We start from the raw sequence: 19378 nt of genomic DNA on the forward strand, positions 1-19378 counted from the left end.
TCAGGAAGCAAGCTTCCTTCAACCGCTCGACTTGCATGTGTTAGGCCTGCCGCCAGCGTTCAATCTGAGCCATGATCAAACTCTTCAGTTCAATACTGCAATCGGGTTTTGAGAAAACCCTATAAACTTGGCTCAGCAATCGCAAACTCGAACCCGAAGGATCGAGGTAACTCTTTGATTTCTCGTGGAGTCATTGTGATGCTGATAATCTTGTTGACTAACAGTCTTAACTCACAAGCACCCACACGAATTGCTTGATTCAATTGTTAAAGAGCGGTGGGTTGATTCTTTCGTCTCAACCGAGGCGCGCATTCTACGCTGGCCTCATATTCTGTCAAGCGTTTATTTCGAAGTATTTTTCCAGAAACCTGAACAACTTCAAACACTTGACTCGCTTAGATCACTCGTCAGCGGGAGGCGAATTCTACAGCGTTTCAAACCGCTGTCAACCACCTTTTTCACCGCTTCCGAACTTGAAGATCGAAGCACTTCCTCACTGCCTGAACGACTAACTCATTGATTAACAAGGCGTTTATCGTTTCGGCTGCGCCGGAAGTGGGGCGAATTATAGACACTTGAAATCTGCCGTCAACCCCCAATTCAGAAAACTGTCATAAACGTTATTCACGTGCTGCTCCTATATAGAAGCAGCACTACACCACGCCTGCGGCGTGGAGTTGGTCATAGGTCTGGGCATCCATGTTCAACAGCTGCTTCAGGACTTCCTGGGTATGCTCGCCCAGCAAAGGAGGCGCATGTCGGTACTCCACGGGACTGGCGCTCAGCCGTAGTGGGCTGGCGACCATGGGGAGGGTGCCCGCCAGAGGATGTTTCAGTTCAATGGCCAGCCCCCTGGCAAGCACCTGGGGGTCGGCGAACACCTGGGCCAGATCGTTTATCGGACCGCAGGGCACGCCAGCCACTTCGAGTTCGGTGACCCACTGCTGGGTCGTCTTGAACACCGTCGCCTGCCGGATCAAGGGTATCAGCTGCGTGCGATTGGCGACCCGCTGCTGGTTGGAGGCGAAGCGGGGGTCGGTGGCCCATTCGAGATGGCCGGCCACCTGGGCGAACTTGGCGAACTGGCTATCGTTGCCCACCGTCAGGATGAAATCGCCGTCGGCTGTAGGAAAATCCTGATAGGGCACGATGTTTGGATGGGCATTGCCCAGGCGCCCAGGCGCGACCCCTGTGGTGAGGTAGTTCATGGCCTGGTTGGCCAGACAGGCTACCTGCACGTCAAGCAGGGCCATGTCGATCTGCTGGCCACCGCCGCCTTTGTCGCGATGCGCCAATGCAGCCAATATGGCGACAGTGGAATACAGACCGGTCAGGATGTCAGTCAGAGCGACGCCCACCTTGGCGGGTCCGGCACCGGGATCGCCATCAGCCTTGCCGGTGAGGCTCATCAGGCCGCCCATGCCTTGCACCATGAAGTCATACCCTGGGCGGGTGGCATAGGGGCCGGTCTGGCCGAAACCGGTGATCGAGCAGTAGATCAGTTGCGGATTAACGGCACTGAGTGACGCATAGTCCAGCCCATACGCAGCCAGACCGCCGACCTTGAAGTTCTCGATGAGAATGTCGGAGTTCGCAGCCAGCTCGCGGACCAGCTGTTGCCCCTCGGGCCGAGTGAAGTCGATGGTGACCGAGCGCTTGTTGCGATTGGCTGCCAGGTAATAGGCGGCTTCACCGGTGCTGTTGCCTGCCTGATCCGCCAGGAACGGCGGTCCCCAGGCTCGGGTGTCGTCACCCCGGCCTGGACGCTCGACCTTGATGACCTCGGCGCCGAGGTCGGCGAGGATCTGACCCGCCCAGGGCCCGGCCAGCACGCGCGACAGATCGAGTACACGAAGATGCGAAAGCGCGCCCATGACAACCTCCTGTCAATAGAAGGCTTGCAGGCCGGTTTGCGCACGCCCCAGGATCAAGGCGTGCACGTCGTGAGTGCCTTCGTAGGTATTGACCACCTCCAGGTTGACTAGATGGCGGGCAATGCCGAATTCGTCGGAGATGCCGTTGCCGCCGAGCATGTCTCGGGCCATGCGTGCGATGTCCAGGGATTTGCCGCAGGAGTTGCGCTTCATGATCGAGGTGATCTCCACCGCCGCGGTGCCTTCGTCTTTCATCCGCCCCAGACGCAGGCAGCCTTGCAAGGCGAGGGTGATCTCGGTCTGCATGTCGGCCAGCTTCTTCTGGATGAGTTGGTTGGCGGCGAGCGGGCGACCGAACTGCTGGCGATCCAGGGTGTACTGCCGAGCGGTGTGCCAGCAGAATTCCGCTGCTCCCAACGCCCCCCAAGAGATGCCGTAACGCGCGGAGTTGAGGCAAGTGAACGGCCCTTTGAGACCACGCACATCGGGAAACATGTTTTCTTCCGGGACAAACACGTTGTCCATGACGATTTCACCGGTGATGGAGGCGCGCAGGCCGACCTTGCCGTGAATGGCGGGTGCGCTGAGGCCGGCCCAGCCTTTTTCCAGAATGAAGCCGCGGATGTCACCCGCATCGTCCTTGGCCCACACCACGAACACGTCGGCAATCGGGCTGTTGGTGATCCACATCTTGCTGCCGCTCATGCGGTAGCCGCCGTCGACCTTGCGCGCCCGTGTAACCATGGCGCCTGGATCGGAGCCGTGGTCGGGTTCGGTCAGGCCGAAGCAGCCGATCCACTCGCCACTGGCCAATTTGGGCAGGTATTTCTGCTTTTGCGCTTGAGTGCCGAATTCATTGATTGGAACCATCACCAATGACGACTGCACGCTCATCATCGAGCGGTAGCCGGAGTCCACCCGCTCTACCTCACGGGCGATCAGGCCATAGCAGACGTAGTTGAGACCACTGCCGCCGAATTCTTCCGGGATGGTGGCGCCGAGCAGACCCATCTCGCCCATTTCGCGAAAGATGGAGGGATCGGTGGTTTCATGACGAAAGGCTTCCAGGACACGCGGCATGAGCTTGTCCTGCGCGTACTGCTCCGCACTGTCGCGCACCATGCGCTCTTCCTGGGTAAGTTGCTGGTCCAGTAGCAGTGGGTCGATCCAGTTGAAGCTTGCCATGTGTCCGTCCTCTAGAAAGCGGTATATCCGCAGATTAGGCCGCTGCGACTTGGCGGACAAAGCAAGATTGCGCATGAGGTTGTGATAATTTCTCACTTCGTAAGTGAGCCACGGTGCATGGCATCGGGAATTGAGTGAGGAATGGTTACATGCGCAGACGAATACCCAGCACGGCCGCATTGATCTGCTTCGAGGCAGCAGCGCGCCATGAGAGCTTCACCAAGGCGTCTGCCGAGCTGTTCCTGACCCAGGGGGCGGTTTGCAGGCAGATTGCCAATCTCGAGGCGTTTCTCGATGTGCGCCTGTTTCGACGCTCCAAGCGAGGCGTAAAGCTGACCGAAGCGGGATTGTCATACAGCCGCCGGGTGGCCGCGCAACTCGATGCCGTGGAGCGCGAGACGCTGGCGGTGATGGGGCAGCAGGGCGCCAGTACCCTGGAACTGGCCGTGGTGCCGACTTTCGGTACCCAATGGCTGCTGCCGCGGCTGAAGGACTTCCAGCGGCATAACCCGCAGATCACGGTCCACCTGACCAACCGGACTCGACCTTTCCTGTTCGCCGACACCGACTTCGATGCGGCAATCTACTTCGGGGACGGTGACTGGCCGGGCACGCAGACCAGCAGGCTAATGGAAGAGCATCCCGTTCCGGTGTGCAGTCCGGCGCTGCTGCAAGGGCAGTCGGCATTGACGCCGGCCCGTATTGCCGAACTTGCGCTGCTGCAGCAGAGCACACGTCCCTATGCATGGCGACAGTGGTTTGCCAGCCTGGACATGAACGTGCCGCGTGATCTGAGCGGTCCGCGCTATGAGCTGTTCTCCATGCTGGCTCAGGCAGCGGTGCACGAAATGGGGATTGCGCTCATACCTCCGTTTCTGATCCAGCGGGAATTGCGCGAGGGCAGCCTGGTCGTTGCTAATGCCCACGAGCTGACCAGTTCCAAAGCCTATTACCTGGCCGTGCCGGACAGGCATCGCGAGCTGGGATCGCTGCGGGTTTTTCGCGATTGGCTGATGCAGCAGGCGCAGGATTATCACGCAATGGAAGGGCGCCAGCATCGCTGACGATGCGTAGTGGTGCCTTGAAAGACCCTACAGATATATGTTTTTGGCGCGTTTCTGAAACATACGAAAAATGGCGAATTTTCAGCGCCAGCCTTTGCACTGCCTGACTATGGCGTGTTTTTGACGCTGATTGGTCTCTACCCTGCAAATATTTCGCAAAATATTTCGACGCATCCAGTCATCGCTGTAAGTACCGATCTAGAAGGCTTTGAGGCCTACCGCTGTGACATTCGGTCACAGCGTGACTTGTAGTGCTTTGCGTGTATCGCTCCACAACCTGTTGAAGCCGCTCGTCGGGGCCTGCAAAATGCCGCGGCCCGCCGTTTTCAGGCGGTATCGTGCTGATGGGCCATCGCAGAATGAGCCATAGCCAGTGCTTGGGTACGACCAGGAAGAAGATCCAGCAGGAGATATAACGTGCACATTGGTGTTCCTCTCGAAACGCAGCAGGGCGAGACACGTGTAGCCGCCACCCCGGAGACCATCAAGAAGCTGGTCGCTCAGGGCCATGTGGTGACGGTTGAAAGTGGCGCAGGCGTGCGCGCGAGCGTGACCGACGGCGCCTATGAGGCCGCTGGCGCGATCATTGGCAGCGCGGCGCAGGTGTTTGCCACGCAGCTGGTGCTCAAGGTCAATCCCCCCAACGACGCAGAACTGCTGCAGATGAGCACCGGTACGGTGCTGCTGGGCATGCTCAACCCGTTCAACAACGAGTTGATCGCCAAGATGGCGGAGCGGGGCATCAGTGCTTTCGCCCTCGAGGCAGCGCCTCGTACGTCACGTGCGCAGAGCCTGGACGTGCTGTCTTCGCAAGCCAACATCGCCGGCTACAAGTCGGTTCTGCTGGCGGCGCATCACTACCCACGGTTCATGCCGATGCTGATGACCGCAGCCGGTACCGTCAAGGCGGCACGGGTGCTGATTCTGGGTGCCGGTGTGGCGGGGCTGCAGGCCATCGCCACGGCCAAGCGCCTGGGTGCAGTGATCGAGGCCTCGGACGTGCGTCCGGCGGTGAAGGAGCAGATCGAATCGCTGGGGGCGAAGTTCATCGATGTGCCGTATGAAACCGACGAGGAACGCGAATGCGCCGAAGGCACGGGAGGTTACGCCCGGCCCATGCCTGCCAGCTGGATGCAGCGTCAGGCGCAGGCGGTTCACGAGCGGGCCAAGCAGGCTGACATCGTCATCACCACTGCGCTGATTCCGGGGCGCAAGGCGCCTACGTTGCTCAGCGCCGAAACAGTGGCACAGATGAAGCCTGGCTCGGTGGTGATCGACCTCGCAGCCCTGCAGGGCGGCAACTGCCCACTGACCGTGGCCGATCAGGTGGTGGTGCATAACGGCGTGACCATCGTCGGGCCGACCAACCTGCCGGCGCAGGTGGGTGCCGACGCTTCGGCGCTGTATGCCCGCAACCTACTGGATTTCATGAAGCTGCTGTTCGACAAGGAAGGGCAGTTCACCATCAACCTGGAAGACGACATCGTCGCCGCGTGCCTGATGTGCCGCGATGGCCAGATCGTGCGCAAGAACGGCTGAGGACACTACAAATGGAAGACATGCTGATCTCCCACGGTATCTACAACCTGATCATTTTCGTGCTGGCCATCTATGTCGGCTATCACGTGGTCTGGAACGTGACACCTGCGCTGCACACACCACTGATGGCCGTGACCAACGCCATTTCGGCCATTGTCATCGTTGGTGCCATGCTCGCCGCAGCGCTGACCGTGACGCCTCTGGGCAAGACCATGGGCACCCTTGCCGTTGCGCTGGCAGCGGTGAACGTATTCGGCGGGTTCCTGGTGACCCGGCGGATGCTGGAGATGTTCAAGAAGAAAGCCCCGAAAGTGAAGGATGAGGCGTCCAAACAATGAGCATGAACCTGGTTACGCTTCTTTATCTGGTGGCATCGGTGTGCTTCATCCAGGCATTGAAGGGTCTGTCCCATCCAACCACGTCGCGACGCGGCAACCTGTTCGGCATGCTGGGCATGACCCTCGCGGTGCTCACCACCGTCGGCCTGATCTACAAGCTGGGCGCAGAACTGGCAACCGCCGGCATCGGCTACGTGCTCGTCGGTCTGCTGGTGGGCGGTACCGCTGGGTCGATCATGGCCAAGCGCGTGGAAATGACCAAGATGCCGGAGTTGGTGGCCTTCATGCACAGCATGATCGGTCTGGCAGCAGTGTTCATCGCTATCGCCGCTGTGGTCGAGCCGCAATCGCTGGGCATCGTCGCGCACCTGGGTGACGCGATTCCAACCGGTAACCGCCTGGAACTGTTCCTGGGCGCAGCGATTGGCGCCATCACCTTTTCCGGCTCGGTGATTGCCTTTGGCAAGCTGTCCGGCAAATACAAGTTCCGCCTGTTCCAGGGCGCGCCCGTGCAGTTTGCCGGCCAGCACAAGCTTAATCTGCTGATCGGCCTGGGTACCTTGCTGTGTGGTCTGGTCTTCATGTTCACGGGCAGCTATGCCGCCTTTGGCCTGATGCTGGCCCTGGCGTTCGTTCTGGGTGTGCTGTTGATCATCCCGATCGGCGGGGCCGACATGCCGGTGGTGGTGTCCATGCTCAACAGCTATTCGGGCTGGGCTGCAGCGGGCATCGGATTCTCGCTGAACAACTCGATGCTGATTATCGCCGGTTCGCTGGTGGGTTCCAGCGGTGCGATTCTGTCCTACATCATGTGCAAGGCGATGAACCGTTCGTTCTTCAACGTCATTGGCGGTGGCTTCGGTGCCGTTGCGGACGCGGGCCCGGCGGGTGCCAAGGAAGCACGGCCAGTGAAATCGGGTTCGGCGGACGATGCCACGTTCCTGCTGACCAACGCCGATACCGTGATCATCGTGCCCGGCTATGGCCTGGCCGTGGCCCGCGCGCAGCATGCGCTCAAGGAGCTGACGGAGAAACTGACCCACGCCGGCGTGACCGTCAAATACGCGATCCATCCGGTGGCCGGACGTATGCCGGGGCACATGAACGTGCTGCTGGCCGAGGCCGAAGTGCCTTATGACCAGGTCTTCGAGATGGACGACATCAACTCCGAGTTCGGCCAGGCCGACGTGGTGTTGGTGCTTGGCGCCAACGACGTGGTCAACCCGGCGGCCAAGAACGATCCGAAATCACCCATTGCGGGGATGCCGATCCTTGAAGCGTTCAAAGCCAAGACCATCATCGTCAACAAGCGCTCGATGGCCAGCGGCTACGCCGGTTTGGACAACGAGCTGTTCTACCTGGACAAGACCATGATGGTCTTCGGCGATGCCAAGAAAGTCATCGAAGACATGGTCAAAGCTGTGGAGTAAACGCCGCACCAGGTGCTGCACTGTGAACGGCTAACCCCGCCCATGGCGGGGTTTTTTGCATCTACGGTAAAAGTGTTTTACGGGAAAAGGTGCGGAATAGAGCGGTTGATGCGACTTTGGTCGCAGGACGCGACTGCCTACATTCACTAGACTGCGCAGCACGCGTTTCGCTTCTCGGGATAATGAACATGCACGCTGACCGTATTCGCCTGGCTTCCTTGCAGGACAAGATAATGAGCGCCGCCCAGGCCGCTGAACTGATCGAAGATGGCATGACCGTGGGCATGAGTGGCTTCACCCGTGCCGGGGAGGCCAAGGCCGTTCCCCAAGCGCTGGCCGAACGCGCGCTGCGCACACCGCTCAAGATCAGCCTGATGACTGGCGCAAGCCTAGGCAATGACCTGGACAAGCAGTTGACCGAAGCCGGCGTGCTGGCCCGGCGCATGCCATTCCAGGTCGACAGCACCTTGCGCAAGGCCATCAATGCCGGCTCGGTGATGTTCATCGACCAGCATCTGTCCGATACCGTGGAACAGCTGCGCAACCGCCAGATCAAGGCCGTCGACCTGGCCGTCATCGAATGCGTCGCCATTACCGAGGAAGGGCATCTGGTGCTCAGTACATCGGTGGGCAACTCGGCAAGTTTCGCGATCCTGGCCGAACAGGTGATCGTCGAGATCAACCTGGCGCAGCCATTGGAGCTGGAAGGCCTGCACGACATCTATATTCCCAGCTATCGGCCCACACGCCTGCCGATCCCGGTGTTGAGCGCCGATACCCGCATCGGTCGCTGCGCGGTACAGATCGACCCGGCGAAGATCAGCGCCATCGTCATCAGCCAGCAGGCCGACTCACCGTCGACCGTGCTGCCACCGGACGACGATACCCAGGCGATCGCGGGGCATCTGGTGGACTTTTTCAAGAGCGAGGTCGACGCAGGGCGTTTGACCAACAGCCTCATGCCGTTGCAGGCGGGCATCGGCACCATCGCCAATGCGGTGATGCACGGCCTGCTGGATTCACCGTTCGACAACCTGACGATGTACTCCGAAGTGCTGCAGGACTCGACCTTCGACCTGTTCGATGCCGGCAAGCTGGCGTTCGCTTCGGGCAGCTCCATGACCTTGTCGGCGCGAAAGCATGCGGAAGTCTTCAGCCACTTCGAACGATACAAATCGCGCCTGGTGCTGCGTCCGCAGGAGATTTCCAATCACCCGGAGGTGATTCGACGCCTGGGCATCATCGGTATCAACACTGCGCTGGAGTTCGACCTGTACGGCAACGTGAACTCTACCCATGTCTGCGGCACCCGGATGATGAACGGCATCGGCGGGTCGGGTGATTTTGCGCGCAACGCCCACCTGGCCATCTTCGTCACCAAATCGATTGCCAAGGGTGGTGCAGTTTCCAGCGTCGTACCCATGGTCAGCCATGTCGACCACACCGAACACGACGTCGATATCCTCGTGACCGAGCAGGGCCTGGCGGATCTGCGCGGCCTGGCACCGCAGGAGCGGGCGCAGGCGGTGATCGATAACTGTGTTCATCCCCAGTATCGAGAGGCCCTGCAGGGCTATTTCGACCAGGCATGCCTACGCGGCGGCCACACGCCTCATGTCTTGCAGGAAGCACTGCAATGGCACATCAACCTGGAAGAGACCGGGCGCATGTTGGCGAGCTGAAGCGCACAGTTTAGCTGTGATGCAATACAGTTCTTGGAAATGGTATCTGGACTCACCAGCATGAAGCATAAACTGTACTACTGTACGGGTAAAAATCGAGGTCGAGTTGCTTGGAGTGAATGCATATCGAGCAAAAATGCACTACTTGAGGGCAGACCCGTACAGTTGCCTCATTCCAGAGCAAGACAGTTGGGTTTAACAGTCAACTGACCGCACACAATACAGGTGAACTGTGCCTACTGTTCTGGACAGGGAGCGCGGAAAATGGGTACCAGATAAACCACTACTCAGCCCCGCCACAAGCGGAAGGATGTACATCATGGAACGTACCCTCAGTTCCGACCTGTTCCAGGCCAACACCAAAACTGCTCAAACTTCGGCTCCTCTGCGCTTTTTCGCCAACCTGATGCTTTGGCAGCGCCGTATCGCCAGCCGCCATCAACTGGCTCGTCTGGATGCTCGTCTGCTGGCCGATGCCGGTATCAGCGAAGCCCAGCGTTGCGAAGAGTTGAGCAAGCCGTTCTGGCGTTGATGCAACGCCGCGCTGGTGACAGAGCCTGAAGGCCGAACCAGCAACGAATTCTAAAAAAGCCCGTCGCGGTCAACGCTGACGGGCTTTTTTTTGCCTGCACGAAAGCTGACAGATACAGTTATATGATTATGATAAAAGACCATAACAGTTGAATCATCGCTCACGCTGGATGGTCGGAGTGCTGGCGCCCGAAGCTTCGAGGCGCTCTAATAAGCTTCATAGCGCTCAAACATCGCCCTGATCTGGAGATCCATCATGTCCCGTAATCATCTGTTGGGTGCCGCCGTATTGTTGGCTCTGGCCAGCGGCGCGCAGGCTTCAAGCTTCGTCGTCACGACCGATGCACTGGTCCGTGGGGTCAATGCATCGACCAATGCAACCTCTGACCTGTCTTCGTCGCTGCGCGACAACAAGATCGTGCGTGAAGCGCGGGACGATGCGGCGAGCTTCGTCGCCAGCCAGGGCGATATCCGCGGTGCCAAGCTGGAAAGCGCTTTCGCCCACATCCGCAAAGTCGCCCCGCAGATGCAGGCCAGCGACGCGCAACTGGCCCAGGCCATTCTGGCCATCTGATGCTCTGCAACGGGTACCTCCCGCAGATGAAGAATGCGACAGGCTGCTGCAGCCTGCGCATCGCGGGTGGTTCTCGGACCCACGTTGGGCTAGCCTTGCCGGCCCAATCGCTCGACAGCTGAAGCCTGATGCGTTATTTGCCACTGATTCTCGTCATCTGGGCGTCGTCGGCTGCGGCCTTCGACGTGAGTCTGCAGTCCTCGGTGATCACCCTGTATGTAACCAGCAAGGTCACGACGGCGCCCTTCGATCGCAAGTTGATCCTGTCTGCCCGTGACGATGCTGCCTGCTTCGTCGCCAGCAGCGGGCGATGCCGTGGGGCACGGTTGCAGGCAGCTCTGGCGAGCATTCGCCAGAAGCACCCACAAATTGCTGCCAGTGACCTTGAACTGGCGCAGGCGATACTCGTCCAATAGACACCTCGTATTACGGAGAAGCTCCATGCGTACCCCACTGATTGCCGCTACCCTCGGCCTGTTCTTGCTGGCCGATGTGGCCCAGGCCCAAACTGTCGTGGCCACCAGTAATATCATCGTTCGTGCATTCGGCCGATCGATCGATTTCACGTCCGACACCACCACTTCGATCCGTGACTCCAAGGTGGTCCTGGAAGCTCGGGACGATGCGGCCAGCTACGTGGCCAGCCAGGGCGATATTCGTGGCGCCCAACTGGAGGCGGCTTTCAATACGCTGCGCGAACGCGTTCCACAGGCGCGCAGCGCCAGTGACCAGGACCTCGCCGAAGCCATTCTCGCACTGTGAGACGATTGGCCAGCTGGCTGCTGGCGGCAGGCCTTCTGCTGACGACGGCGCAGGCCACTGCCGGCTTGCAGCTGGTCCTTGATCGCAGCGGGCTGGACGCTCGACAGGCCGATGCCAGCCAGGCACTGCTCGACGATGCGATGGCTGCATTGCCGCCGCGCTTCGTCGAGCAACTGGACCGCCGGATCGACGTCAGCTGGTCGTCGCGCATGCCTGACAACGCCTATGGTCAGGCCTCCCTGGTCTCGAGCCTGGAGTTGAACCTGAACCAGCTGCAAGGACTGGCCGATGGTTCTTCGGCCCAGCGGCGGACCAACCGTCCCCACGGCACGGTGCGCGAGGAGCTGCTGGCCACCGTGCTTCACGAGCTGACCCATATCTATGACCGCGCGCGCCTCTGGACACCTGCCGAGCGCACGCTGGTCAGCCGCTGCGGCCGACAGGATGCAAGCCTGGGCAAGGTAGGCCTGCCCGATGAGTGCCGTGGCCAGACGACCCGCCGCTTCACCCTGAGCGACGATCCACGCCTGTTGGACCTGGCCGGCTGGCAGCAATATGTCGGGCGCCGGGGCGAGCGCGAAGAGCAGAACCGTCAGATCGTGCGCAGCCCTGATATCTATGAGGTGAGCAGCCCCAAGGAATTCGTCGCGGTCAACATGGAGTATTTTCTCCTCGACCCGACCTATGCCTGCCGTCGTCCGGCACTGTTCGAATATTTCAAAGCGCGGTTCGACTGGGCGCCCGCACACCAGCAAAGCTGTGCTCAAGGCCTGCCGTATCTGAATGCGGGCAGCGACTTTGCCAAGACGCCGCTGGGCAAGATCGATCCTGAACGGGTCTATGCGGTGGACTACCTGCTGGCCGAGGCCAATCAGAACCTGGCCAGCCGCTGGGGGCACAGCATGCTGCGCTTGGTCATCTGCGCACCGGGGCGGCCACGTGGCCCGGACTGTCGACTGGATCTGGAACAGCACCTGGTGTTGTCCTACCGCGCGTTCGTCAATGACGTGCAGCTTTCCACCTGGGGCGGGCTGATGGGGCAATACCCCTCGCGCCTGTTCGTGTTGCCGTTGTCGCAGGTGATCGACGAATACACCAAGACCGAACTGCGCAGTCTGGCTTCGGTGCCGCTAAAGCTGGATCGACCGGAGATCGAGTCTTTGGTGCGCCACGCGGCCGAAATGCATTGGAGCTACGACGGCAGCTACTACTTTCTGTCCAACAACTGTGCGGTGGAAAACCTCAAGCTGCTGCGCAGTGGTACGCATGATCCGCGCTTGCAGGGTATCGACAGCATCTTGCCTAACGGCTTGCTCGAGGTTCTGGAAGGCCGCGGGCTGGCCGATGGCAGCGTACTGGATGATCCGCGCGAGGCACTGCGCCTGGGTTATCGGTTCGATTCGTATCGCGATCGCTATCAGGCCATGTTCGAGGTGCTGCGCAAGCATCTGCCGATTCCGCAGCAAAGCGTCGAGGCGTGGTTGGAGCAGAGCGCGCAGCAGCGGCAACCCTGGTTTGCCCAGGCCGATCTGCGCACCAGTGCCGCGCTGCTGTTGCTGGAGCAGGCCAGTTACCGACGTCAGCTGCTGTTGGCCCAGGAGGAAGTGAAGCAGCGCTACCTGGGTGCTCGCGAGCTGGGTGACGGTAGCGTGGCCAATGCCAACCAGATGTTGCAGGAGATCCTCGCCAACAGCGGATTTCTCAGCCGACCGGCGGAGTTGCTCGACAACGGGGGCTACGGTCTGCCGCAGACGGCGGAATGGCAGCGTCTGGAATCGGAAAGCAGTCAGCGTCAGCAACAGCTGCAGCGCCTGAGTACCGATCTGGACAAAGAGGTGAGAGCGCTGTTGACGCCTGAGCGGGCCAGAGAGATTGCGGCCACCGAAGCGAATCTCAAGCAGGTGGGGGAGCATCTGCGTGAATTGCACAAGGCGGCGGGGGGGTTGGTGTTGCCCTAGGCGGGGCCGTTGGATCTTGGGTGATCTGACTGGCCTCTTTGCGGGCAGAGCCTGCTCCCGCAAGGTCAATTGTATCGTTTTGAATGGCGAAAGGTTGTTGAAAGCTTGCCGACTTAGCATCGACTCACCCCCGGCGTAAGACCGGCCGGCCAGAAAGCAGCATCCAGATGCGCTTTCGGCCTCTTGAACAACAACAATGGTGAAACCGATGTCCTTGATGATCCCTACCCGTAGTGCCTCTCTTCCCATACTCCCGGCTCTTGCCATTCTTCGCTGAACCTATCGTTCTTCGTCCTTAGCCGCGCTGTGCCTGGAGTATTCCCATGCTGACATTCCTTGGCTTTGCCATGGTCATCACGTTCATGTTCCTGATCATGACCAAGCGCCTTTCCGCGCTGATCGCCTTGATCATCGTGCCTATCCTGTTCGCCCTGTTCGGTGGTTTCGCACCGGAAATCGGCCCGATGATGCTTGCGGGCATCACCAAGCTTGCGCCGACCGGCGTGATGCTGATGTTCGCCATCCTGTATTTCGCCCTGATGATCGATTCGGGTTTGTTCGACCCGGCAGTGCGCAAGATCCTCAAGCTGGTCAAGGGTGACCCGCTGAAAGTGTCGGTCGGCACGGCGGTGCTGGCACTGATCGTTTCGCTGGACGGTGACGGCGCGACCACCTACATGATCTGCGTGGCGGCCATGCTGCCGCTGTACCAGCGCATCGGCATGAGCCCGAGGATCATGGCCGGCTTGATCATCCTGGCAGGCGGGGTCATGAACATGACGCCGTGGGGTGGTCCCACTGCACGTGCCGCCAGCGCCTTGCATGTCGACCCTTCGGACATCTTCGTGCCGATGATCCCGGCCATGGCGTTCGGCGTCATCGCCATCCTGGTGATTGCCTACATGTATGGCAAGCGCGAGCGGGTTCGCCTGGGCGAGCTGCATTTGCAAGGCGATGAAATAGACCACAGCGAGATCAGCGTCTCGCAGTACCCGGACGCGCGCCGGCCCAAATTGATCTGGTTCAACGGCGGCTTGACCCTGCTGTTGATGGTGACCTTGATCATGGGCCTGCTGCCGCTGCCGGTGCTGTTCATGATCGCGTTCAGTATCGCCATGATCGTCAACTACCCGTGCCTGGAAGCGCAGAAGGCACGTGTTGCCGCTCACTCCGGCAGCGTTCTGGCAGTGGTCGGGTTGATCTTCGCCGCGGGTATCTTCACCGGCATCCTGACCGGTACCGGCATGGTCGACGCCATGTCCAAGAGCCTGCTGGCCGTGATTCCAGATGCCATGGGCCCGTACCTGGCCGTGATCACCGCGTTGGTGAGCATGCCGTTCACCTTTTTCATGTCGAACGATGCCTTCTACTATGGCGTCCTGCCGGTACTCGCCGAGGCGGCTGCGCACTACGGTATCTCGCCGGTCGAGATGGCGCGTGCCTCGATCGTCGGACAGCCGGTGCACCTGCTCAGCCCGTTGGTCCCCTCGACCTACCTGCTGGTGGCCCTGGCCGGTATCGAGTTCGGTGACCACCAGCGCTTCACCCTCAAGTGGGCAGTACTGGTTTGCCTGTGCATAATGTTCGCCGCACTGGCCATGGGGATCTTTCCTCTGTTCAGCAGTCTATAAATCTTATTCGCGGGCCAGGCCGGATGACGTTGCGCCGCTGCCATTCACAGGTAGCGGCGCCATAGTCTCCGGCCTTGCGTCGCCCTGGCCTCCAACACGAAGGACTTCACATGGAATGGTTCACCAACCCGGAAATCTGGGTTGCTTTCTTGACCCTGACAGCACTGGAAATCGTGCTGGGCATCGACAACATCATCATGATCTCGATCCTGGTGAGCCGCATGCCCAAGCACATGCAGGCGCGTACGCGAATCTTCGGCCTGGCGCTGGCGATGGTCACGCGTATCCTGCTGCTGCTTTCGATCACTTGGGTCATGCGCCTGACCGCCGACCTGTTCGTGGTGTTCGGCCAGGGCATCTCCGGGCGTGATCTGATTCTGTTCTTCGGTGGCCTGTTCCTGCTGTGGAAAAGCTCGCAAGAGATCTACCACGGCATGGAAGGCGAAGAAGAGGGCGGTGACGAAGTTGCAGGCAAGGGCGGCAACTTCATCTACACCATCATTCAGATCGCCATCATCGACATCGTGTTTTCGCTGGATTCGGTCATCACCGCGGTCGGCATGGTGTCCCATGTGCCGGTCATGGTCGCTGCGATCATCGTCGCGGTGTTGGTGATGATGGTCGCCTCGGGCACCATCAGCCGCTTCATCGATCAGCACCCGTCGTTGAAGATGCTGGCGCTGTCGTTCCTGCTGGTGGTCGGTACCGTACTGATCGCCGAAGCCTTCGATGTGCATGTGCCCAAGGGTTACGTGTATTTCGCCATGGCCTTCTCCCTGGCCGTGGAAGCGATCAACATCAAGATGCGTACCGCTATCGCGCGCAAGCGTCGCGAGTCTCAGGAAGAGTCCTGAGCCTGCAGAGCTGCGTGCTGCCCTCGCGGCACGCGGTGATGGCCAGCAATGTGCTATGAACGACTCGCCGGTCAGGGAGTCTGTTCCATTGACTTGGCCGATTTCGATGGAAGGGATTCATGCACGAGCGGGTGAAAAGCGCTCCAGGTACACAGCGCCGCCTGTTGTGCCTGTGGCTTCTGGCAGCGGCGCTGTTGTGCGCCGGCCGTGAAGCCTTGGCGCTGGACCGTTTCCAGGTTGAGGGCTATCTGTTGCCCAATGGCCTGCAACTGCTGCTCAAGCCTGGCGACGAACGTGCCCATGTGTCCATCCGCCTGATTGTCGGGGTGGGTTTCGACGACTTCTCCTGCACCGATCAGGAATTGCCCCACCTGCTCGAGCACCTGCTGTTCAGCGGTATCGACGAGCACGGCGAAGGCGGCCTCGAAGAGCGCATGCAAGCGCTGGGCGGCGAATGGAATGCCTTCACCAGCAGTGCCGATACCACTTTCGTGATCGAAGCACCAGCGCGCAATCAGCGCAAGGTGCTCGACCTGCTGCTGGCTGCCATCACCCAGACCAGAATCGATGACAACGTCCTGGCAAGCACCAAGCGCATCATCGAGCACGAAGATGGCACCCATCACTCCCACCTGCAGCACCTGCTCGACAAGCCAGCTCAGGACAGCAATGCCAGCAGCCAGTTGGCCATCGAGTTGGGGCTCAAGTGTCCGCAGCCTGCGGAAGTCACCGATCTGACCCTGGAACAGGTGCGTGAGGTTCGGCAGAACTGGTATGCACCGAACAATATGAGCCTGATCGTCGTCGGAGGCCTGGACAAGCTGTTGCCCGCCTATCTGGAGCGGACCTGGGGCGCGCTGGACGCGGTCGAGCCCAGCGATCATCAGGATCTTCGTTCAGTCACCCACGAGGCCGAGCCGCAGGCCGACCTGATACGCGGCTGGCTGGGCGACGACGCCACGCTTCACCTGTATTTCCTCGAACCGGTGCTGGATACCGCCCACCCGGCGACGCTGGACCTGCTGCAAAGTTATCTGGAGTGGGAGCTGTACCGCGAACTGCGACTGGCCCACGGATTGTCGTACGGCCCCTGGGTGGCCCGCGAGTCGTATGGCGACAGCGGGCTGTTGAGCCTGAATGCCGCGGTGGACCAGGCCGATATCGGTCAGGCAGGCCTGGTCATGGGGCAGATGATCGCGCGTCTGCGCGACACCGGTGTGGACGGTGCGACCTTCAAGCGCCTCAAGAACCTGGCGATTGTCCGGCAAGCATGGGCGGCACAAGGCAACATTGCCTTGGCCGACTACTATTGGGGGGCATTGGCCGACTATACCGACGGCCGCTTTGCCAGCCCGGCACGGCAGTTGGGGCAGGTCACCGTGGAAGATGCCAATACTGCATTGCGTCAGCTGGTCAGCAAGCCGGGGTACATACGTGTGGAAAAACCGCTGCTCAGCTATGACCAGTTCTATCAGCTTGCCTGGGCAGTGTTGATCGGCCTGGCACTAATGCTGATGGGCCTGATCGTATGGCGGCGTCGCGCCAAACGACACTGAGCCCTGCCAGAGCCGTCTTCTGATTGCCGTTTCTTTGCCTTTTTTGTGTGGAAGACCATGCCGTACTTCGTCCAGCGACTCATCGACCTTATCAAACGCTATCCGGGCGTGATCGCGCTGGGCGGTTTCCTGTCCGGGATCGGCAGCTTCGTGCTGGTCGATCGGCAGGCAGGGCTGGCCAGCTGGATCGCGGTGGTGATGCTGCTGACCTGGGTCTGGCTGATGCTGGAAAACACCTTCACCCAGTTGTTCGCACGGGTGTTCAAGCGCGAGATACCGACGCCGGTGCTGCGCTATGCCACACAGATGATCCACCAGGAAAGTCTGTTCTTCGTGCTGCCTTTCTTCTATATCACCACCACATGGAACAGTGGCCAGTGGGTGTTCACCGGCTTGCTGACCCTGGCCGGGCTGGTGTCGATCATCGATCCGCTGTACTACAAATGGGTCGCGCCCCGGCGCTGGCTGTTCATGGCGCTGCACACCTTCACGCTGTTCGCGGCGTTGCTCACGGCGCTGCCGATCATCCTGCACCTGACCACCGACGAAAGCTTCAAGCTGGCGCTGGCCATCGCCATGCTGCTGGCTTTTCCAAGCCTCGCCGTCAGCTTTCCGATCAATCACTGGCGCCGGGGCGTGGCGCTGGTGGGGGTGACCCTGATGATCGGCGGCGCCGGGTGGCTGCTGCGTTCCTGGGTACCGCCTGCGACCCTGTGGCTGACGGAGGTGGCGGTGACCACGGAGCTGGACAACCGTAGCCGCACTCACGGGGACAGTCTGGAGACGGTCAGCGCGGCGCAACTGCGCAGTGGTGGTCTGTATGCCTACACTGCAATCAACGCTCCACGGGGGCTGGACGAACGGATCTACCATGTGTGGCAGCACAAGGGTAAGGAAGTCGACCGCATCGCCCTGGACATCCACGGCGGCCGCAAGGAAGGTTATCGCGCCTGGAGCCACAAGCAGAACTTCCCCGACGATGTCACGGGAAGGTGGCAGGTGCGGGTCCTGACCGAAGATGGCCAGATCGTCGGCGTATTACGCTTCAAGGTGACCGACGACGCCACTCAGGCAGCGGTGGCGCCGAAGAACCAGTAGCACACGACGATGGCCGCAATGACCCCGGCCAGGTCCGCCAACAGTGCGCAGCCCACGGCGTGGCGAGCGCGCTGGATGCCCACGGCGCCGAAGTACACCGCCAGCACATAGAAGGTGGTTTCGGTACTGCCTTGAATGGTGGCCGCGACCAGGGCCGCAAAACTGTCCACGCCGTGGGACTGCATGGTTTCGATCAACATCGCTCGCGCGGCACTGCCGGAGAACGGCTTGACCAGTGCGGTTGGCAGGGCGTCGACGAAACGGGTGTCCATGCCCAGCCACTGGACCAGGTGGCGAATCCCGTCCAACCCCAGCTCCAAAGCGCCCGAAGCGCGCAGCACGCCGACAGCACAGAGCATGGCGACCAGGTAGGGCAGCAGGCTCTTGGCGACATCGAAACCTTCCTTGGCGCCCTCGACGAATGCTTCGTAGACCTGGACCTTGCGTAGCGCCCCGATGGCCAGAAAGAGGATGATCAGGCCGAACAGGGTGAGGTTGCCCAGGATCGACGACAGCCCTGCAAGCGCGGTCGCCGACAGGGTGCCCAGAAACGCCATGAACAGGCCCAGCAGCAGCGCACCCGGGACCAGATAGGCCAGAACCACCGGATCCCAAAGGCGCAAGCGCTGCATCACAGCCACTGCCAGCAGGCCGACCAGCGTACCGGCGGAAGTGGCCAGCAAAATCGGCAGAAAGACCAGAGTCGGGTCCACGGCGCCCTGCTGGGCGCGGTACATGAAGATCGATACCGGCAGGAGGGTCAGAGACGAGGCGTTGAGCACCAGGAAGAGGATCTGCGCATTGCTTGCCGTGGTAGCGCTGGGGTTGAGTTCCTGCAGCGAGCGCATGGCCTTGAGGCCGATGGGCGTCGCGGCGTTGTCCAGGCCCAGGCCATTGGCGGCGAAGTTCATGGTGATCAGCCCCAGTGCCGGATGCCCGCGCGGAACCTCGGGCATCAGCCGGCTGAACAGCGGCCCGAGGATCTTGGCCAGCCAATCGACGATGCCCGCCTTCTCGGCAATCTTCAGGAAGCCCAACCAGAGGGTGAGGGTACCGAACAGCAGGACCATCACTTCGACCGACAGCTTGGCCATGGCGAACAGGCTTTCGACCATGGCGGCGAAGATACCGGCGTTGCCGCCGACCAGCCATTGGCCGAAGGCCGAGATCGCGGCGATCAGAAAGAAGCTGAGCCACAGGCCGTTCAGCATGGGTATTCCCTCATTCGAAGATGCGCGGATGATAGCCCAAAGCGAAGTGGGATTCTGCCCCGCAGGGCAGTGGGGGGTGCCAGGATATTCG

17 protein-coding genes and 1 rRNA gene are annotated in these 19378 nt (G+C 60.6%); 14 read left to right on the forward strand and 4 right to left on the reverse strand.

The genetic code is table 11. From position 1 onward, the window contains the following. The 3 genes from QMX89_RS03665 to QMX89_RS03675 all read right to left on the reverse strand — a co-directional run. Positions 1-91, reverse strand: a 16S ribosomal RNA gene (locus QMX89_RS03665); the annotation flags it as partial. Positions 92-653: 562 nt separating this feature from the next. Further along, on the reverse strand, positions 654-1874 hold the full coding sequence (locus tag QMX89_RS03670) for a CaiB/BaiF CoA-transferase family protein (protein ID WP_282346942.1): 1221 nt from the start codon (positions 1872-1874) through the stop codon (positions 654-656). A gap of 12 nt (positions 1875-1886) precedes the next feature. Beyond that, positions 1887-3059, reverse strand: a complete 1173-nt coding sequence (locus QMX89_RS03675) for an acyl-CoA dehydrogenase (protein WP_122743117.1) — start codon at positions 3057-3059, stop codon at positions 1887-1889. Positions 3060-3208: 149 nt separating this feature from the next. Here QMX89_RS03675 and QMX89_RS03680 point away from each other — a divergent pair, with 149 nt between their 5' ends. The 14 genes from QMX89_RS03680 to QMX89_RS03745 all read left to right on the forward strand — a co-directional run bounded on the left by QMX89_RS03680 (position 3209) and on the right by QMX89_RS03745 (position 18076). Then, positions 3209-4123 (forward strand): LysR family transcriptional regulator, encoded by a 915-nt coding sequence (locus tag QMX89_RS03680; RefSeq protein ID WP_134722153.1) that lies wholly within the window; start codon positions 3209-3211, stop codon positions 4121-4123. Positions 4124-4540: 417 nt separating this feature from the next. Then, entirely contained in the window at positions 4541-5662 is a 1122-nt protein-coding gene (locus QMX89_RS03685) for a Re/Si-specific NAD(P)(+) transhydrogenase subunit alpha (protein WP_049860539.1), read from the forward strand. Between the two features lie 11 nt (positions 5663-5673). Further along, a complete protein-coding gene (locus tag QMX89_RS03690; protein WP_043191874.1) occupies positions 5674-6000 on the forward strand; it encodes an NAD(P) transhydrogenase subunit alpha in 327 nt (108 codons plus the stop codon). Next, positions 5997-7430, forward strand: a complete 1434-nt coding sequence (locus QMX89_RS03695) for an NAD(P)(+) transhydrogenase (Re/Si-specific) subunit beta (RefSeq protein ID WP_282346957.1) — start codon at positions 5997-5999, stop codon at positions 7428-7430. The genes QMX89_RS03690 and QMX89_RS03695 overlap by 4 nt, the downstream gene beginning before the upstream one ends. Before the next feature lie 188 nt (positions 7431-7618). Next, the gene (locus QMX89_RS03700) at positions 7619-9112 is read left to right on the forward strand and encodes an acetyl-CoA hydrolase/transferase family protein (protein WP_282346959.1); all 1494 of its coding nucleotides are present in this window, start codon (positions 7619-7621) and stop codon (positions 9110-9112) included. 319 nt (positions 9113-9431) lie between these two features. Then, complete coding sequence (locus QMX89_RS03705) at positions 9432-9644, forward strand: DUF1127 domain-containing protein (protein ID WP_049860536.1); 213 nt, start codon at positions 9432-9434, stop codon at positions 9642-9644. 255 nt (positions 9645-9899) lie between these two features. Next, a complete protein-coding gene (locus QMX89_RS03710; protein ID WP_043191880.1) occupies positions 9900-10217 on the forward strand; it encodes a DUF2388 domain-containing protein in 318 nt (105 codons plus the stop codon). A 128-nt stretch (positions 10218-10345) separates the two neighbouring features. Continuing rightward, the gene (locus tag QMX89_RS03715) at positions 10346-10633 is read left to right on the forward strand and encodes a DUF2388 domain-containing protein (RefSeq protein ID WP_043191882.1); all 288 of its coding nucleotides are present in this window, start codon (positions 10346-10348) and stop codon (positions 10631-10633) included. A 25-nt stretch (positions 10634-10658) separates the two neighbouring features. Then, positions 10659-10979: a DUF2388 domain-containing protein gene (locus QMX89_RS03720; RefSeq protein WP_049860534.1), complete on the forward strand. Its 321-nt coding sequence runs from the start codon at positions 10659-10661 to the stop codon at positions 10977-10979. Then, positions 10976-12937: a DUF4105 domain-containing protein gene (locus tag QMX89_RS03725; RefSeq protein ID WP_282346966.1), complete on the forward strand. Its 1962-nt coding sequence runs from the start codon at positions 10976-10978 to the stop codon at positions 12935-12937. The genes QMX89_RS03720 and QMX89_RS03725 overlap by 4 nt, the downstream gene beginning before the upstream one ends. A gap of 323 nt (positions 12938-13260) precedes the next feature. Next, on the forward strand, positions 13261-14568 hold the full coding sequence (locus QMX89_RS03730; protein WP_049860532.1) for a CitMHS family transporter: 1308 nt from the start codon (positions 13261-13263) through the stop codon (positions 14566-14568). A gap of 110 nt (positions 14569-14678) precedes the next feature. Further along, positions 14679-15422 carry a TerC family protein gene (locus tag QMX89_RS03735; protein ID WP_049860531.1) on the forward strand — a complete coding sequence of 248 codons (744 nt, stop codon included), beginning with the start codon at positions 14679-14681 and terminating at the stop codon, positions 15420-15422. A 119-nt stretch (positions 15423-15541) separates the two neighbouring features. Continuing rightward, the gene (locus tag QMX89_RS03740; RefSeq protein ID WP_282346969.1) at positions 15542-16978 is read left to right on the forward strand and encodes an insulinase family protein; all 1437 of its coding nucleotides are present in this window, start codon (positions 15542-15544) and stop codon (positions 16976-16978) included. Between the two features lie 57 nt (positions 16979-17035). After that, positions 17036-18076 (forward strand): DUF5924 family protein, encoded by a 1041-nt coding sequence (locus tag QMX89_RS03745; protein ID WP_056844901.1) that lies wholly within the window; start codon positions 17036-17038, stop codon positions 18074-18076. Here QMX89_RS03745 and QMX89_RS03750 read toward each other — a convergent pair. Further along, positions 18046-19287 (reverse strand): spore maturation protein, encoded by a 1242-nt coding sequence (locus QMX89_RS03750; protein WP_049860529.1) that lies wholly within the window; start codon positions 19285-19287, stop codon positions 18046-18048. The two genes, QMX89_RS03745 and QMX89_RS03750, sit on opposite strands and share 31 nt — an antisense overlap. Between the last annotated feature and the right edge of the window lie 91 nt (positions 19288-19378).

The organism is Pseudomonas sp. PS01301 (genome assembly GCF_029960215.1).
GTDB lineage: Bacteria > Pseudomonadota > Gammaproteobacteria > Pseudomonadales > Pseudomonadaceae > Aquipseudomonas > Aquipseudomonas coleopterorum.

Excerpts from the sequence above, each read along its gene's own strand:
- QMX89_RS03720 (WP_049860534.1), top strand. The coding sequence starts at position 10,659 with ATGCGTACCCCACTGATTGCCGCTACCCTCGGCCTGTTCTTGCTGGCC.
- QMX89_RS03695 (WP_282346957.1), top strand. The coding sequence starts at position 5,997 with ATGAGCATGAACCTGGTTACGCTTCTTTATCTGGTGGCATCGGTGTGC.
- QMX89_RS03730 (WP_049860532.1), top strand. The coding sequence starts at position 13,261 with ATGCTGACATTCCTTGGCTTTGCCATGGTCATCACGTTCATGTTCCTG.
- QMX89_RS03745 (WP_056844901.1), top strand. The coding sequence starts at position 17,036 with ATGCCGTACTTCGTCCAGCGACTCATCGACCTTATCAAACGCTATCCG.
- QMX89_RS03740 (WP_282346969.1), top strand. The coding sequence starts at position 15,542 with ATGCACGAGCGGGTGAAAAGCGCTCCAGGTACACAGCGCCGCCTGTTG.
- QMX89_RS03705 (WP_049860536.1), top strand. The coding sequence starts at position 9,432 with ATGGAACGTACCCTCAGTTCCGACCTGTTCCAGGCCAACACCAAAACT.
- QMX89_RS03715 (WP_043191882.1), top strand. The coding sequence starts at position 10,346 with ATGCGTTATTTGCCACTGATTCTCGTCATCTGGGCGTCGTCGGCTGCG.
- QMX89_RS03680 (WP_134722153.1), top strand. The coding sequence starts at position 3,209 with ATGCGCAGACGAATACCCAGCACGGCCGCATTGATCTGCTTCGAGGCA.
- QMX89_RS03710 (WP_043191880.1), top strand. The coding sequence starts at position 9,900 with ATGTCCCGTAATCATCTGTTGGGTGCCGCCGTATTGTTGGCTCTGGCC.
- QMX89_RS03750 (WP_049860529.1), bottom strand. The coding sequence starts at position 19,287 with ATGCTGAACGGCCTGTGGCTCAGCTTCTTTCTGATCGCCGCGATCTCG.
- QMX89_RS03675 (WP_122743117.1), bottom strand. The coding sequence starts at position 3,059 with ATGGCAAGCTTCAACTGGATCGACCCACTGCTACTGGACCAGCAACTT.
- QMX89_RS03670 (WP_282346942.1), bottom strand. The coding sequence starts at position 1,874 with ATGGGCGCGCTTTCGCATCTTCGTGTACTCGATCTGTCGCGCGTGCTG.
- QMX89_RS03700 (WP_282346959.1), top strand. The coding sequence starts at position 7,619 with ATGCACGCTGACCGTATTCGCCTGGCTTCCTTGCAGGACAAGATAATG.
- QMX89_RS03735 (WP_049860531.1), top strand. The coding sequence starts at position 14,679 with ATGGAATGGTTCACCAACCCGGAAATCTGGGTTGCTTTCTTGACCCTG.
- QMX89_RS03690 (WP_043191874.1), top strand. The coding sequence starts at position 5,674 with ATGGAAGACATGCTGATCTCCCACGGTATCTACAACCTGATCATTTTC.